At 47.0% G+C, this 15,355-nt stretch carries 13 protein-coding genes and 1 pseudogene; 9 read left to right on the plus strand and 5 right to left on the minus strand.

Going from position 1 to position 15,355, the window contains the following annotated elements:
- Positions 1–185: 185 nt before the first annotated feature.
- From RIE73_RS36110 to RIE73_RS36125, 4 genes are all read left to right on the plus strand, one after another.
- Complete coding sequence (locus RIE73_RS36110; protein WP_446405751.1) at positions 186–329, plus strand: hypothetical protein; 144 nt, start codon at positions 186–188, stop codon at positions 327–329.
- A 127-nt stretch (positions 330–456) separates the two neighbouring features.
- Positions 457–1,269, plus strand: a complete 813-nt coding sequence (locus tag RIE73_RS36115) for an aminotransferase class IV (protein WP_446405752.1) — start codon at positions 457–459, stop codon at positions 1,267–1,269.
- Between the two features lie 163 nt (positions 1,270–1,432).
- Complete coding sequence (gene ftsH3, locus RIE73_RS36120; RefSeq protein ID WP_446405753.1) at positions 1,433–3,271, plus strand: ATP-dependent zinc metalloprotease FtsH3; 1,839 nt, start codon at positions 1,433–1,435, stop codon at positions 3,269–3,271.
- A 400-nt stretch (positions 3,272–3,671) separates the two neighbouring features.
- Positions 3,672–4,325 carry a Uma2 family endonuclease gene (locus RIE73_RS36125; protein WP_446405754.1) on the plus strand — a complete coding sequence of 218 codons (654 nt, stop codon included), beginning with the start codon at positions 3,672–3,674 and terminating at the stop codon, positions 4,323–4,325.
- Between the two features lie 218 nt (positions 4,326–4,543).
- Here the strand turns inward: RIE73_RS36125 and RIE73_RS36130 are convergent, their stop codons facing one another.
- Positions 4,544–5,047, minus strand: a complete 504-nt coding sequence (locus RIE73_RS36130; RefSeq protein ID WP_446405755.1) for a hypothetical protein — start codon at positions 5,045–5,047, stop codon at positions 4,544–4,546.
- A 303-nt stretch (positions 5,048–5,350) separates the two neighbouring features.
- Here RIE73_RS36130 and RIE73_RS36135 point away from each other — a divergent pair, with 303 nt between their 5' ends.
- On the plus strand, positions 5,351–5,881 hold the full coding sequence (locus RIE73_RS36135) for an NUDIX hydrolase (RefSeq protein WP_446405756.1): 531 nt from the start codon (positions 5,351–5,353) through the stop codon (positions 5,879–5,881).
- A 162-nt stretch (positions 5,882–6,043) separates the two neighbouring features.
- Here the strand turns inward: RIE73_RS36135 and RIE73_RS36140 are convergent, their stop codons facing one another.
- The 3 genes and pseudogenes from RIE73_RS36140 to RIE73_RS36150 form a co-directional block, all read right to left on the minus strand.
- On the minus strand, positions 6,044–6,220 hold the full coding sequence (locus RIE73_RS36140) for a DUF2283 domain-containing protein (protein ID WP_446405757.1): 177 nt from the start codon (positions 6,218–6,220) through the stop codon (positions 6,044–6,046).
- Between the two features lie 659 nt (positions 6,221–6,879).
- Positions 6,880–7,113 (minus strand): annotated as a pseudogene (locus RIE73_RS36145) (hypothetical protein); the annotation flags it as partial.
- A 1,534-nt stretch (positions 7,114–8,647) separates the two neighbouring features.
- Positions 8,648–8,962 (minus strand): hypothetical protein, encoded by a 315-nt coding sequence (locus RIE73_RS36150; RefSeq protein WP_446405758.1) that lies wholly within the window; start codon positions 8,960–8,962, stop codon positions 8,648–8,650.
- 364 nt (positions 8,963–9,326) lie between these two features.
- Here RIE73_RS36150 and RIE73_RS36155 point away from each other — a divergent pair, with 364 nt between their 5' ends.
- The 4 genes from RIE73_RS36155 to hisS all read left to right on the plus strand — a co-directional run bounded on the left by RIE73_RS36155 (position 9,327) and on the right by hisS (position 14,099).
- Positions 9,327–10,151, plus strand: coding sequence for an inositol monophosphatase family protein (locus RIE73_RS36155; RefSeq protein WP_446405759.1), 825 nt, complete (start codon positions 9,327–9,329; stop codon positions 10,149–10,151).
- A 237-nt stretch (positions 10,152–10,388) separates the two neighbouring features.
- Positions 10,389–11,339 (plus strand): J domain-containing protein, encoded by a 951-nt coding sequence (locus RIE73_RS36160; protein ID WP_446405760.1) that lies wholly within the window; start codon positions 10,389–10,391, stop codon positions 11,337–11,339.
- Between the two features lie 270 nt (positions 11,340–11,609).
- Positions 11,610–12,575: an L-histidine N(alpha)-methyltransferase gene (gene egtD / locus RIE73_RS36165; RefSeq protein ID WP_446405761.1), complete on the plus strand. Its 966-nt coding sequence runs from the start codon at positions 11,610–11,612 to the stop codon at positions 12,573–12,575.
- A gap of 135 nt (positions 12,576–12,710) precedes the next feature.
- The gene (gene hisS, locus RIE73_RS36170; protein ID WP_446405762.1) at positions 12,711–14,099 is read left to right on the plus strand and encodes a histidine--tRNA ligase; all 1,389 of its coding nucleotides are present in this window, start codon (positions 12,711–12,713) and stop codon (positions 14,097–14,099) included.
- Between the two features lie 81 nt (positions 14,100–14,180).
- On the opposite strand, the gene RIE73_RS36175 is transcribed toward hisS, so the two are convergent.
- Positions 14,181–14,717 (minus strand): peptidoglycan-binding domain-containing protein, encoded by a 537-nt coding sequence (locus RIE73_RS36175; protein ID WP_446405763.1) that lies wholly within the window; start codon positions 14,715–14,717, stop codon positions 14,181–14,183.
- Positions 14,718–15,355 lie beyond the last annotated feature (638 nt).

Below are 15,355 nucleotides of genomic sequence, written 5' to 3' on the forward strand. Positions count from 1 at the left end.
CCTACTGGAAAAAAATGGTTTAATCTAAAGGTTTGTTATCAGTAATGCAAGGCGAAAATTCACGACATCACAGGAAGGGTAAGATAACCCAAGCAAAAGAATCTATTATCCGTATCCTTGAAGTTCGGTTTGAAGCAATTTCGCAGGAATTGAGGGAATTGATTGGAAAGATAGAGGATATTGAGGTGCTAGGAACTCTTCTGGTTCAGGCGGTGACAACGCAATCATTAGAGACCTTTGAATCGGTGGTCAATCAATTTGTTACGGAGGAGGGGTCGGAGTTGGAAAATCGAGAGCAAAATTCGGGTGAAGGGGAGAAGGGGATGTAAATAAAGTGTTGGCTTTTGCTGATTAAGAGGTTGTGCGATCGCGGATGGGTTTAAAATGTTGATTACCAATCCAGTTGGTCGTCGGTGATGGTACGTTTAGGGCGAAGACAGCGCAACTACTCTCCTTATGTCCCAACGTTATTGGTATGATGGTCAACTGATTAAAGGCGATCGCATCGAACTGGCGATTACTGATCCGGGTTTGATTTATGGGGCGACAACGTTTACGACTCTGCGCGTTTATCACCAGTCCCTCTCCCACCCTTTAACCTATTGGGACGCTCATTGTGCGCGTTTACGTCACAGTTTACAGGTGTTTGGCTGGCAATTCCCAGACTGGGAACGTATCCGCTACGGTGCAGAAGCGTTACTCCCTTCTTTTCCGGTGCTGAGAATTGTGGTTTTCCCGGATGGGCGAGAATGGATTACGGGGCGTCCTCTACCTGCTGATTTGAGTGAACGCCAACAGCAGGGGGTTATCGCTTGGTTAGCTGAAGTGTCACATTTACGCCGTTGTTTACCGACTTATAAAACGGGGAATTATTTGGGCGGATGGCTGGCGCTGCAAACGGCTCAACAACTCGGCGCTCAGGAGGCTATATTAGTTGATGATCAGGGGAATTGGTTGGAAACGAGTACGGGGAATCTTTGGGGTGCTAAAGACGGCTGCTGGTGGACACCGCCGATTGATGTGGGGATATTACCCGGAGTGGCGCGATCGCACCTCATTAGTCGCCTTGAACAACAAGGATTAAAAATTTGCCAAGTTCCCTGGAATCAGAAATTAGTGCAGGAGTTTGACGCGATCGCTTATACCAATAGTGTCATGGAAATCATCCCGATTCACACCGTTCTCACGGCAGATCAACGGTTTGAGTATCGTTCCTGTTCTGGTGGTTTAGCACCGTTGCAGCGTTTATTTGGGGAGTCTCAAAAATAATTTTAGCCCTTTATTATACCACATCAAGAGAAAATTGGCGAACTCTCCCGGTTTGACCAGAACCAACTTCGCCAAATAGTCTGATAGACGTTAACATTAGTTAATATAATCAGCCGATTCGACGCCATCAGATCACATCCTAAGTCTTAGGAGGAAATCAGTAGTGAATAAGAAATGGAGAAATGCGGGGCTTTATGCACTACTAGCGATAGTAGTCATCGCCTTAGCAACAGCATTTTTAGACCAACCGTCCCAAACGCGGGAAACCTGGAGATACGACCAGTTCATTGATAACGTTAAGAGCAATAAGGTTGAGATCGTTCAGCTCAGTTCTGACCGCACTCAGGCAATGGTAACCGCTCAAGACGGTACCCAGTACCAGGTCAACCTGCCTAACGATCCAGAACTAATCAGTATTCTCACCACCAATAACGTAGATATTAAAGTTCGCCCTCAGAGTGATGATGGGTTCTGGTTCAGAACTCTGAGTGGACTCTTCTTCCCGATCCTGCTGCTGGTCGGTTTATTCTTCTTACTGCGGCGGGCGCAAAATGGTCCGGGTTCTCAAGCGATGAACTTCGGCAAGTCCAAAGCCCGCGTTCAAATGGAACCGCAAACCCAGGTCACGTTTGGCGATGTCGCCGGGATTGAGCAAGCCAAGCTGGAACTCAACGAAGTGGTTGACTTCCTCAAAAACGCCGATCGCTTCACCGCCATTGGTGCGAAAATTCCCAAAGGGGTGCTGCTGGTTGGTCCTCCGGGAACAGGTAAAACCCTGTTAGCGCGTGCTGTTGCTGGGGAAGCGGGTGTACCCTTCTTCTCCATTTCCGGGTCTGAATTCGTGGAAATGTTTGTCGGTGTGGGTGCGTCTCGTGTCCGCGACTTGTTTGAGCAAGCCAAGAATAATGCGCCCTGTATCGTATTTATCGATGAAATTGACGCCGTAGGTCGTCAACGGGGTGCTGGCTTAGGCGGCGGTAACGATGAACGGGAGCAAACCCTGAACCAGTTACTGACGGAAATGGATGGGTTTGAAGGCAATACGGGTATCATTATTATTGCCGCCACCAACCGTCCTGATGTACTGGATGCAGCATTATTACGCCCCGGTCGGTTTGACCGTCAGGTGGTCGTGGATCGCCCCGACTACGCCGGACGTTTGGAAATTCTCAACGTTCACGCTCGCGGCAAGACTTTATCCAAGGATGTAGACTTAGAGAAAATTGCCCGTCGGACTCCTGGCTTCACCGGTGCAGATTTATCCAACCTGCTCAACGAAGCCGCAATCTTAGCCGCACGGCGCAACCTCACCGAAATCTCCATGGATGAGGTGAATGACGCCATCGACCGGGTATTGGCTGGACCAGAGAAGAAAGACCGGGTGATGAGCGAGAAGCGCAAGCGGTTAGTCGCGTATCATGAAGCGGGTCACGCGCTGGTGGGTGCGTTAATGCCCGATTATGACCCGGTGCAGAAAATTAGTATTATCCCACGCGGTCGGGCGGGTGGATTAACCTGGTTTACGCCCAGTGAAGACCGGATGGATTCTGGGTTGTATTCCCGTTCATACCTGCAAAATCAAATGGCGGTGGCGTTGGGGGGACGAATTGCTGAGGAAATTATCTTCGGTGAAGAAGAAGTGACGACGGGGGCGTCGAATGACTTACAGCAAGTCGCCCGTGTCGCCCGCCAAATGATCACCCGCTTCGGAATGAGCGATCGCTTGGGTCCTGTGGCACTAGGACGACAGAATGGCAATATGTTCCTAGGACGGGATATTGCCTCAGATCGGGATTTCTCCAACACCACAGCGGCGACGATTGATGAAGAGGTGCGTCAGTTGGTGGATGAAGCTTATCAGCGGGCAAAAGATGTCTTGGTGGGTAACAAACACATCCTGGACAAATTATCTGCCATGCTGATTGAGAAAGAAACCGTCGATGCAGAGGAACTGCAAGAACTGTTAGCCGAAAACGACGTGAAGATGGCGGCGATCGTTTAATCCTCAGTTCGGTAATAATAATTTTAAGGCAGCATACGCTGTCTTTTTTTTGGTAATAATGTTCCAGATGTGCCATAGCGCTATGGTGAGGAAACCCCCTTTTTGCCTTGGCGAGGAGGAAGTCGCAGCTACACAAACAAAGTCCGCCTGCGCGGACTAGATTATAACGGGGGTGGCTAACCCGGATTTGGTATAATAACTATCTTTTCGGTTGCACCCAGATGTGACTAAACCCGCCCCGACTCTTGTCGGTTTCGAGTATTTAACATCCTCACCTTCCGATAAGAAAGATGATTCCTCACCACGCCACCGTTAACTTGAACATGATGAATTTGGGAGCAAAAGTGATCAGCGCGATCGCTCGATTACCATAGAAAACAAGCGATATCCAACGACTACCATGGTTAGTTCAGTTCCCCTGCCAACGAGTTCCCAACCTGTTGGTGAAAAGCGAGTAACATTTCACCATCTCAACTGGCAAGCTTACCAGCAAATCCTGCACGCTTTAGGCGAAAATCGCGCAGCCCGCCTCACTTACAATCTAGGGATTCTGGAGATTACTATGCCCTTAGAAGACCACGAATTTGCGGCTCGACTAATTGAGTTATTTATTCGCATTTTAGTGGTCGAAATGAGATTAAAAATCAAAACGATGGGATCGACTACCTTAGAACGAGAAGACCTCGATCGCAGCCCCGAACCAGACAATGCTTATTATATTCAAAATCAACATCGTGTCGCTGGGCGCAAAGTCGATCTCCAGCATGATCCGCCGCCTGATTTAGTGGTTGAAATTGATATCACCCATACTGATATTGACAAATTACAACTCTACGCCAGTTTGGGAGTCCCGGAATTTTGGCGCTATAACGGGCGGATTTGGCGAATTTATCAATGGCAAGCCGGACAATATCAGGAAGTAGAATCTAGCCTAACTTTTCCGTTTATTGCCAAGGAAAACCTCTACGACTTTCTCGCACAAGCTCAACAGGACGAAGTAGAAGCAGAACAGGCGTTTCGCGCTTGGGTACGGCAACAGGTTCAACCGTCTTGATTCCTGGGATACTGTTTCCTTAAAACCTTCTGTCCTCTGCTTTCCACTAAGGTGTGATCAGAAAACTGTTTCCTGTTTCCTCACCCTCACCACAATCCTGATTCAGCTACCACTATAGAGGCACTAAAGTGCCTACTACGAACGAACGAACGAACAAACAAAATAGTAGGTTGGGTCGAGGAACGAGACCCAACCAAACTGTTTGTAGTAACTTAATTTTAAAATGAAAGATAGGGAACGCTAGTTTTAACGGGGCGAATGTACTTGGAATTAGCCCGCACGAAACAAATATCATTCATTTGGTTGTTGGCGATTGGCATATCAATGATTACCTTTACCCAGGGTAAACCTCGTTCATCTCTAATAATCGTTGCACCAGCGACGGCGCTGTCAGCAATGAGAACCGTCTGTTGAGGAAAACGTCGCACCACAGACCATTCTCCGATATTAAACTCATCTTGCCAACCACCAGGGCGAAAGTCTTCTAACCAAAATTGGCGGAATTCTGGCGAGACGCGACAATTTAAGCCTCTGGGATCAGGATCAACAACCTGCCAACTCCACCAGGTATTCGCGGAGGCGGTATAATCACCTTGAGCGTTGGTTTGGGGTAGGGGTGGACGTTCATTGGCAAGAAGTTTGCCAGGGAATAGGGCTAACCCTACTGAGATACTCAATAGAATAGTTTTGATGTTGATTGTCTTATTGACACGAAGTTGCATTTCTGTCAAGCTAACTCTACTTATCGATCCTAATACATTGATTTTTGGGCGTTTTTTCGTAGATTAATTGGTGGGGTAGGGCGGGTTTTGTTGTTTGTTTAGGGGTGATAAGTAGAGTGAGTGGCTAAACCCGCCCCTACAATTGCTCCTATAATTACAACCCTATAATTGATGTATAATACCAAATTCGGGTTAGCCACCCCCTTTATAAGCTAGTCCGCGCAGGCGGACTTTGTTTGTGTAGCTGCGACTTCTAGTCGCCAAGGCAAAAAAGGGGTTCCCAAGGCGGATTTTGTATAACTTATGATGAGTAAAGAGACAATTATTTTTCGCACGGATTGGATTACGGTTAAAGAAACAGCTTGGGGGTATCACTACCTAGAACGCAAGGGACGAGATTCTGTAGCGATATTTCTGGTTAGAAAACATCAGAGTAACCCAGGAGATTATCAAGTTTTGATTAGACAGCAGCCCCTTTGTATCCATATTCCCGATATTAATCAAGAGCATAAACTCTATCCTTGTCCCATTACTGGGGGTATTGATACCGGAGAATCGCCAGAGGAAGCAGCGATTAGAGAGGTGCATGAAGAAGCGGGATTTTCGGTTCAGGTTCTATCCTTGGGGAAGTATATTGTCGGGTCTCAAACCAATGAAATTTGTTATATATATTATGCCGATGTAACGGGTGTAGAACCGGAAATAGCACAGCAAGATGGCAGCTATTTTGAATCAATTAGTCACAATGAATGGCATCCGTTAGATTATTTGAATGAATGCGATTATTCAGCCTGTCAGATTGGGTATTTTCGGCTCAAATCTATTCTTGGATAAGATACGGGGTAGTGGATTAGAATCGTAGGGGCGCACCGACGTGCGCCCTTGCACCGACGTGCGCCCTTTTTCTGTGTTTGTAGTAAGCACAAAGCGTGCTTTAACGCCTAGCTTTAGAGGGCTAAAGTTCCCCTCACTACAAAACCAATTGATTCCACCATTTTAGCGGGATCGAGTCGGTTTTTTTTTACTTAGATTTAAAATCTCAATGCCCACAATGGTATCATTTTCGTCAAAGTCATAAACAATGCCGGGGCTGATTTCTTCAGACTCAACAATTCTTGAATTTTTAAGTCGGAAATAGACGGCTTCAGTCTCTTGATCAAAATCTATCCTCATAACGTCCCCTTACGCTTGCGATCAAAATAAACAGAGATAATTAAATGACTAGCGCTCAAAGTTTAGATCCCCCTAAATCCCCCTTCAAAAGGGGGACTTTGATTACCGCTCTATTGTCACTCTGGGAAAAGAACTATCAAAGTTGATTGCTGAAAGCCTTTGCTGCAAAGCATTTGGGCGTTGAAAAGCAAGCCGATATAACTTTGTATTCCATAAACGTGAAAAGCGCTGTAATTTCTGGTTCCCCCCGTGCAACAAAAAGCGAAGCATCCGATGGTCTCCCCCGTGCAATAAAAGCGAAGCATCCGCTGGCTTCCCCCTTTTTAAGGGGGACGGGAGGGGGATCGAAAAGGGGGACGGAAGGGGGATCTGAAGGGGGACTTTGATTTTTCTGGTTCCCCCCTTTTTAAGGGGGGCTAGGGGGGATCTCTTATTAATATTAAGTAAGGGTTTTAGCCTTAAGTTGACACCAATGAGCAATGCCGTCCCCCTACTGACAGGAATACAATAATTGTTAGTCCAAATAATTTTTTTTGGTTAAAATGGCTACGCCTTTCCAAGGATCTGGGTCAGGATATCCCTATCTCCCTCTGCTCCCCTAGCTTCCCCAGCTTCCCCAGCTCCCCCAGCTTCCCCATCTCCCCCATCTCCCCCATCTCTCATCCCTCCACTCCCACAATCGCCGCCAACGCCTCAGCATATTGCTGTAACTCCTTTCCCAGTATCAACAATTCCTCATGCATCTGAGGTTCTAACGACCAATTTTTCTCATGCTGTTTAGGACTCGTTGTGGCAGGTTTCTCGGCTTCCCAGGTTTGTAATAAGGGATGCCATTTTGATAGAAAGGGGCGCAATCCTTGATTAAGAACCGCAATCGCAATTCCGCCAACGGACCTGTCTCGATAAAAACAGCAGCGACATTGGGTAAGTGACTGTTGCGTTCAGTAAGAATTTTTTCTACTGTCCTCACTGCCTGCTCACCCTTTCCAGCTCTTATTTGTATCCCGGCAATTGCTCTGAGGGCTTTCACCTGGTTCTCTTCATCCTTAATCTTGCCTTTAGCCTCAAGAGCAGCAGCCAGAGTTGTTAACAATCTCTCTTTTTCTCCTTTCTTGAACTCAGCCCAGGCAATCCACGAGAGTACTTTCACACGCTCCCATTCATCCTCAATTTCATCTTTAATCTCAAGGGCAGTAGTGATTTCTCCTATTTTTATATGCGCTACTGCTATTGTCGATAGGTTTTTATCTTGCTCCCTAGTTTCTCGTACAACCTCACGGTCACGGAGTTCGCTCAAAAGCTCCAGTGCTTCTTCTTTCTGTTCTACTGCGGCTTCGGCTACAGCAACTTCACAAAGAGCGCCTATCGAACCCCATATCGAATAATAGTTTTGCGCGATTTCAAAGGCAGTATTAACAGTTTTGTGCGCCTCCTCCACTAGTCCTGCTTTTGCCTGCGCTTTAGCAATTGCGGCTAGCACCTTTGCTTGCTCATCTTGCCGTTGGATCTTCTGTGCCGTCTCAAGGGCAGCAGTAAAGATGTTTTGTGCATCCTTGGTTTTTCCTGCCTTTGCTAATACCTCTGCTGTTATCGCCATAGCGATTGCTTTTTCCCTGAGATTATCAAGAACCCTGACAAATTCTGCTATAAACAGCACTCCCCAACTGTAAGTATTAGGACTTAAGCAGCTACACCCTCTATCGTTGAAATGGTGCGTTACGCTACGCTCTCCCCACGATGGCGGTGTGGCACACCTTAATTGATGGATTACTATTGTAGGGGCGCACGGCGTGCGCCCTTTTACCCAACCAATGTCCGCCCAATTTCACCGTCAAATACTATTCCACAATTTTAGTTGTGTCAGTCCACTACTGGCTAGAGTTCCTGACGCGAACCCTGACAGATTTTGCTATAAACAGCACTCCCCAACTGTAAGTATTAGAACTTACGCAGCTACACCCTCTATCGTTGAAATGGTGCGTTACGCTACGCTCTCCCCACGATGGCGGTGTGGCACACCTTAATTGATGGATTACTATTGTAGGGGCGCACGGCGTGCGCCCTTTTACCCAACTAATGTCCGCCCAATTTCACCGTCAAATCTCTTCCACAATTTTAGTTGTGTCAGCCCACTACTGGCTAGAGTTCCTGACGCGAACTATGACAGATTCTGCCATAGACAGCACTACCCAACTGTAAGTATTAGGATTTACGCAGCTACACCCTCTATCGTTGAAATGGTGCGTTACGCTACGCTCTCCCCACGATGGCGCCGTGACCCAATTAAAATTGTGCAATAGATTGATGGTTAAATTGGGCGCACGCCGTGCGCCCCTACAATTCTAATTCACCATTTTAGGTAGGTCACGCCACTACAGATAGAGACTATTCGTAAGTCCTAAGTATTCAACCCGACATGACATCACCCTACCTCTGCAAGTGTGGAGCCGCTTGATAAATCGAGTCTAGCAATCCTGACAGCGACTCGCCGTCTTTTTGACTCGCCAATTTAATAATTTCCTTGGCTTTTTGCACCTGTGCCACATTGGTAGGCAGTTGAGACTCATCTACCTCATAGTAGAAAATCACCTCATCAAACTGAGCCGGAAGCAGGCATTTGAGCAGTTGAAACGCCAGAATTCTCGGTGCAACACCGGATGACACCTGGGCTGGGGGTGAAGCCGAAACAGGCGCAGGCGTCGTCTCACCCTTAAGCGGCGGCTTTCCTGACTCCCCCCGCATCCCTCGGAAACGAAGGGTTTATCGATACTGCTATGACTAATAAAGGCTTTCATTATTTCAGTTTATTTTATTACCCCATTTTGCCATGGCGATTGAAATCGCTGCTACACTTGCCAAAGCCTGCCTCCGCAGGCTGAATTGAGTCCTTGCCTTGCGGACTTGGTTTGTATAGCCCCAGACTTCTAGTCTGTGGGCGATTGGCTTTCACCAATTAACGTTTCATCCCTCGGATGAATCGCGAGGGAACCTGCACCATCGCTAATCTTGTAAAATCAAGGAGTTTAGGCAGGGGTCAGACCCCTAGTTGAAGCCCCTGGCGGGTAATGTGACTTCCCTGAAAACCTCAAAACTCTCGTAACCAACCATGAGCCAACCCACACCCGATCAATTGCAAATCTTTCTTGACATTGCCACAGAAGCGGCGATGGCAGCCGGGGCAATCTTGCAAACCTACTGGGGTCAACTCGATGCCGTAGAAGAGAAAGGGCGTCCAGGTGATTTAGTCACTGTCGCAGATAAAGAAGCAGAAGCCGCCATTTTAAAAGTTCTAGGGCGTCATGTCCCCAATCACGCTATTTTGGCAGAAGAATCGGGTCAAGGCGGAGATCAGGAGAGTGACTACCTGTGGGCAATTGATCCCCTTGACGGCACCACCAATTATGCTCATCAGTACCCCATTTCCTCTACATCTGTGGGATTACTCATTGACGACATCCCGCAAGTGGGAGTTATTTATAATCCCTTTCGCGATGAACTATTTCGGGCAGCTAAAGGATTAGGTGCAACCCGCAACCGCCGCCCCATTCGAGTCTCTAACACCTCTACTCTCAATCAAAGCTTACTGGTAACAGGCTTTGCCTATGACCGCCGCGAAACCCCAGACAACAACTATGCTGAGTTTTGTCATCTCACTCACCTTACCCAAGGCGTGCGCCGCAGTGGTTCAGCCTCGCTGGATTTGGCAGATGTGGCGTGTGGACGCTTAGATGGGTACTGGGAACGGGGAATTTCGCCCTGGGATATTACGGCTGGTGTAGTATTAGTGCAAGAAGCAGGTGGCACAGTCACCGCATACGATGGTAGCCCCCTTGTTCTCAAATCTGGACGAATTCTCGCTACCAATGGTCAAATTCACGACCAACTCAGCCAGGAATTGGTACAAACACCCCCCCTGTCAAGTTGGACGTGAGATTAACCGAAGTCCCAATACTGCTCGGATAAGCTGTCATTGAATGTTGTCTTTCCCAACTCCCAGAGGTGTCATGGCGCGTCTGGAACATTGCTCCCCTTAACCGAACAGTCTGGAGATGAACCCGATCTTAGGAGTTGTATTTTCTACAATAGCTATGAGGATGTCAAGGGGGTCTCTCCTCTCTCAGACAGACTATAAAACTATTCTTTCGTCACAGCAATTGGACAGCACCCTATGGCTTTTGAAATTGAACGCGGACTTTTTAAGTATGATTTCACGGATTATCATGCCATTCTCGGCGTTCCCGTCGATGCGGATGAGAAGACAGTCCGGAAGCAGTATCTCAAAGTAACTCGCCGTCTCCATCCTGACAGTAGCAAATTCAAAACCGATGAGGAAAAACAGAAGGCGAATGAGCTGTTAACCAAACTCGTCAATCCTGCCAAAGAACAACTGTCTCGAGGCAGTCGCGACTATATGGTCAGTTTAGGACACATGGGCAAGCGTCTCGCCTCAGAAAAAGGAAAAATTTCCATTTCTAGTGATGTAGCTAAACAATTGGCAAAAGCTGGGGCAAATGCTGATGCGGCTTATCGCAATTCATTGAAATCGCTAGCCTCTAAACAATACGAATCTCTTGATCGAGTCGTGGACATCACAGGCGAAATCAGTGAACTCAATTTAGTCTATTTGATGCTCAAAGGAAAAACCTCAAAATCGGGCATCGGCAAAACCACTTCAAAAACAGCCGTTTCCAAAACAGCAGGAACGGGTCCGGCGGTCAAGAAAACCCAAGCTGGTGCCGCTGGTGGCGCTGCAACCAAAGGGGGTGGGACTGAGGAAGTCTCAAAAGTTGATTCCTATATCAGCCGCGCCGATAGCTACATGCAGAAAAACAATTTTGCTGGCGCTGTTTTAGAATTACGAGAAGCTCTCAAATTAGAGCAAACCAATAGCAAATGTCATGGCTTATTGGGGTTAGCTTACTTAAAGCAAAATCAAGTGTCCATGGCTAAAGTTCACATTAACAAAGCCTTGCAATTGAATCCGCAGGAAGAAAATGCATTGAAAGGGAAACAATACATTGAAAAACTAACCCAAAAAACGGGATCAAGCAAAAAGCCTAAAGAGCAATCGGGTGGCGGTGGTTTATTTGGAGGTTTGTTTGGCGGCAAGAAAAAATAAAGGAATCAGGGACAAAGGATGAAGAATGAAACCGTTTTCCGGTTTGTCTGTTGTTGGGGCGGGTTTCACCTGGATGTCCCTAAATCCGCCCTAACGGAGTGCGAGAATTTTTTGACAGATGAGGGTTCGAGACAGGTTCCGTAGGGGGCGGCATTGCCATACCCCTACAGGTGGTGTGACTTCACCGACTTGCAAAAAGGATCGCTGGCGGTAGATGATAGGAGAGGAATTCACCCTAAAGGGTGGCTAGCAGATTGAACAATTGGGTGAATGGATAATCTAGAGTTTTACGACTATAAACCGCACCTGAGCAGCTTGCGCGAGGAGATATTCCAGGGTTTGGCTCAACCCCAAAAAGCGATCGCGCCCAAGTTCTTTTATGATAAACGTGGATCAGAACTGTTTGATCAGATCTGTGAGGTGGAGGAATACTATCCTACCCGCACAGAAATTCATCTGTTAAAAACCTATTGTCGGGACATTGCCCAACTCGTGGGTCAAGATTGCTTGCTGATCGAGTATGGTAGTGGTAGTAGTGCCAAAGTCCGCATTCTCCTGGATGCCTTACCGCACCTAGCTGGGTATATGCCCATCGATATCTCCAAAGAACACATGCTGCAAGCCTCAGCAGAACTAGCCCAACGCTATCCTGACTTGGATGTGATTGCGGTTTGTGCCGATTATACCCAAGACTTTCAACTGCCGCCCTACAGCAAAAAACCCGTTAATCACAAGTTAATTTTCTTTCCGGGGTCTACGATTGGCAATCTCCATCCCGATGAGGCACTCCATCTGCTCAAAACTTCAGCTAGTCTTTTGGATCAAGGCGATGGTATGTTAATTGGTGTTGATCTCAAAAAAGACCCCGCCATTTTAAATGCTGCCTATAATGATGCCCAAGGAGTTACGGCGGCATTTAATCTCAACCTGCTAGAGCGGATCAATCAGGAACTCGATGCTAATTTTGATTTATCACACTTTCGCCACTGGGCTTTTTATAATCAAGATGAAAGCCGCATTGAGATGCACTTAGTTAGTCTCAAGGAACAAACTGTGATTATCGATAAGACACCGTTTCACTTTCGCCAAGATGAAACGATTCACACCGAAAACTCTTATAAATACAGCATTGAAGAGTTCCAGGATATGGCAACGTATGCTGGATTTGAGGCTCAACGGGTATGGACAGATACTAACCATCTCTTCAGTCTCCACTACCTAACGATTAGTAATTAGGACTTTTAATTCCCGGTTCCTTAGAAGGGCGGGTTTAGCCAAGTTATCGGTTTGTCGCCAAATCTTAGCTGTAAAACCCGCCCCTACACCCTAGCTTCTCCTGCTCCCTGTTCCCCGTTCCCCGTTCCCTGAAAAATGGCAAAAGCTGACAAAATAAACTTTTCTTGTCCCAGTGGTTTTCCCGAATTTCTCCCAGGCGAAAAGCGTCTGGAGATGTATTTGATCGATACCATCCGCCAAGTGTTTGAGCGGTATGGATTTACACCCATCGAAACTCCAGCCGTTGAGCGATTAGAAGTCCTACAAGCCAAAGGAAATCAAGGGGATAATATTATCTATGGGTTGCAACCCATTTTGCCCCCCAATCGCCAAGCCGAAAAAGAACAGGCGGGAGAAAGTGGTTCAGAAGAGAGGGCGTTAAAGTTTGATCAGACGGTTCCCTTAGCGGCTTATATTGCCCGTCACCTGAATGAACTTCAATTTCCCTTTGCCCGCTATCAGATAGATGTGGTATTTCGGGGAGAACGGGCAAAAGCGGGACGCTATCGTCAATTTCGCCAATGTGATATTGATGTAGTGGGTCGTAATAAGCTAAGTTTGCTCTATGATGCTCAAATTCCGGCAATTATTGCCGAAATTTTTACAGCGATTAATATTGGAGATTTTCTGATTCGCATCAACAATCGCAAAGTTCTCAGTGGGTTCTTTGAGTCGATTGGTTTGGACGAGAGCAAAATTATGCCCTCTATCCGGATTGTTGATGCTGCCGAGAAAATTGGCGAAACAAAAGTTAAACAAGCGCTCCTAGCTGAAGGGTTATCCGAGGAACAAGTTGAGCAAATTCTCACCTTCACCAAGATTCAGGGTTCGGTGGATGATGTGTTGGCGCAATTAAACGCCATGCTGGAGGATAAACCCGAGGCTCAGGTGTTGAAAACGGGCATCACTGAACTGGAAACGGTGATTACAGGGGTGCGGAACTTGGGGGTGAGCGATCGCGTATTTTGCATTGACCTCTCCATTGCCCGGGGATTAGATTATTATACGGGAACGGTGTATGAAACAACACTGGTTGGTCATGAAGCCCTGGGCAGTATTTGTTCCGGGGGACGGTATGAAGAACTCGTGGGCATGTTTGTTGGGGATAAAATGCCAGGAGTGGGCATTTCCATTGGCTTAACTCGATTGATGAGTCGGTTGATTCAAGCCGGGATTCTAGAATCCTTCTCCTCCACACCCGCCCAAGTGATGGTGGTGAATATGCAAAGTGACCTGATGCCCCTGTATTTAGACGTATCTCAGAAACTGCGTCAGGCGGGAATGAGTACAATAACCAGTTTTGACGAGCGTTCTGTAGGTAAGCAGTTACAGCAAGCTGATAAACGGGGAATTCCCTTGTGTGTCATTATTGGCTCTGAAGAAGCAGCCGCTCAACAATGCGGTTTGAAAAACCTGAAAACCGGGGAGCAAATTGCTGTCAACATAGAGCAGCTAGCTGATGAGGTGAGCAAGCAATTAGCCTGAGCATTCCTGTAGAGACGTTGCATGCAACGTCTCTACAAAAGGAGTAATTTTGTAGCATACATGACAGACAAGAACAATAAACTACACTGCCACCAAAGCCTCTTGATAACGGTTATGGAGCAAACTGACATGAACCTGACTAAGAGCATACCAGGTTTGCTCACTGACCATTCCATCTTCCACTAAGCCATGACGTTTTTGGAATAATCGCACAGCGCGTTCTGTTTGTTCGCCAAAATCACCATCAATTGGCGCTGAATAATCCTGAGTCAGATGCAGCACCCACTGTACAGGAATTACCATATCATGTCTGCTACCTCGATTGAGTACAGGCATATTAACAGGCGCACCTTGATAAAGAGCTTGCCACGTCAGGGAATCAACAATACCATCAGCTTTGAGGAACATACTTTGCTGAAATTCCATCACAGCATCATGAACCGAGCGATCAAAATACCCTCCCATCGGACCGGTATAGGTGCCGCAATGAGCCAGAAGCTTTTGCAGTTCTAAAACCTCGGCTCCCACCGAACCCAGTTGCAGTATAGGTTTTTGAACCGACGATTTAGCGGTGAGTCTAACCTTTGATGTCGTTTCCGGATTAAAAAGCGCTTGCATAGTACAGTCCTCATAAGGAGTGAGTTTGTACAGTATTTTCAGGTACTGTTGATGATTGGGAACTTATCCTAGCGAACCCGATTAACCTTGCCATCATCCGATTGGGCAATTGGGTGCAAGGATGTATTCTATCTCAACTTAATCCTACAGTAGGTTGAACGGAAGGGAAATTACACTAAAGCGATCGCGCCTGAGTGGGAAGGTTCAAGTACGCGATCGCTTAATTAAATTTAACTTGTCCGCCGTAAGTCCCCCGTCATAATTTTAAATTTGACGGTGGGATATAAGGCGGTTTTAGTGTTATAAGAGATGCAAACGGTTATACAGGAATGTTCTTCCGGGCTTGTGAGAGTGAAAGGTAGGCTTATACGCTATAGCATCCACTGCTTTAGGGTTGCCGGAACCTCCACGAAAGCAAAGAACTGGTGTGAAAGCACTATTAGCAATAAAACGGAAATGCATTGTACCCAGGGACTCTGGGGAATCAAAACGCCTATGCAGTCGGTCTGTCGGGGAGTAAGTCATGGGGCTGCTCTAGATAAGTGGCGAAAAACTCGTCAGAGTTGTAACTAGGAATGTCCTATTGTGAGGTAGGAAGCCTACTCCATAATCTTCGATTTGGTGTAGGAGGATGTCAC

It is taken from the genome of Coleofasciculus sp. C1-SOL-03, assembly GCF_040220555.1.
Taxonomy (GTDB): Bacteria; Cyanobacteriota; Cyanobacteriia; order Cyanobacteriales; family Coleofasciculaceae; genus Coleofasciculus.

Coding starts and splice junctions, on each gene's coding strand:
- egtD (WP_446405761.1), top strand. CDS start 11,610: ATGGATAATCTAGAGTTTTACGACTATAAACCGCACCTGAGCAGCTTG.
- RIE73_RS36150 (WP_446405758.1), bottom strand. CDS start 8,962: ATGCGGGGGGAGTCAGGAAAGCCGCCGCTTAAGGGTGAGACGACGCCT.
- RIE73_RS36130 (WP_446405755.1), bottom strand. CDS start 5,047: ATGCAACTTCGTGTCAATAAGACAATCAACATCAAAACTATTCTATTG.
- RIE73_RS36125 (WP_446405754.1), top strand. CDS start 3,672: ATGGTTAGTTCAGTTCCCCTGCCAACGAGTTCCCAACCTGTTGGTGAA.
- RIE73_RS36135 (WP_446405756.1), top strand. CDS start 5,351: ATGATGAGTAAAGAGACAATTATTTTTCGCACGGATTGGATTACGGTT.
- hisS (WP_446405762.1), top strand. CDS start 12,711: ATGGCAAAAGCTGACAAAATAAACTTTTCTTGTCCCAGTGGTTTTCCC.
- RIE73_RS36175 (WP_446405763.1), bottom strand. CDS start 14,717: ATGCAAGCGCTTTTTAATCCGGAAACGACATCAAAGGTTAGACTCACC.
- RIE73_RS36115 (WP_446405752.1), top strand. CDS start 457: ATGTCCCAACGTTATTGGTATGATGGTCAACTGATTAAAGGCGATCGC.
- RIE73_RS36140 (WP_446405757.1), bottom strand. CDS start 6,220: ATGAGGATAGATTTTGATCAAGAGACTGAAGCCGTCTATTTCCGACTT.
- RIE73_RS36155 (WP_446405759.1), top strand. CDS start 9,327: ATGAGCCAACCCACACCCGATCAATTGCAAATCTTTCTTGACATTGCC.
- RIE73_RS36160 (WP_446405760.1), top strand. CDS start 10,389: ATGGCTTTTGAAATTGAACGCGGACTTTTTAAGTATGATTTCACGGAT.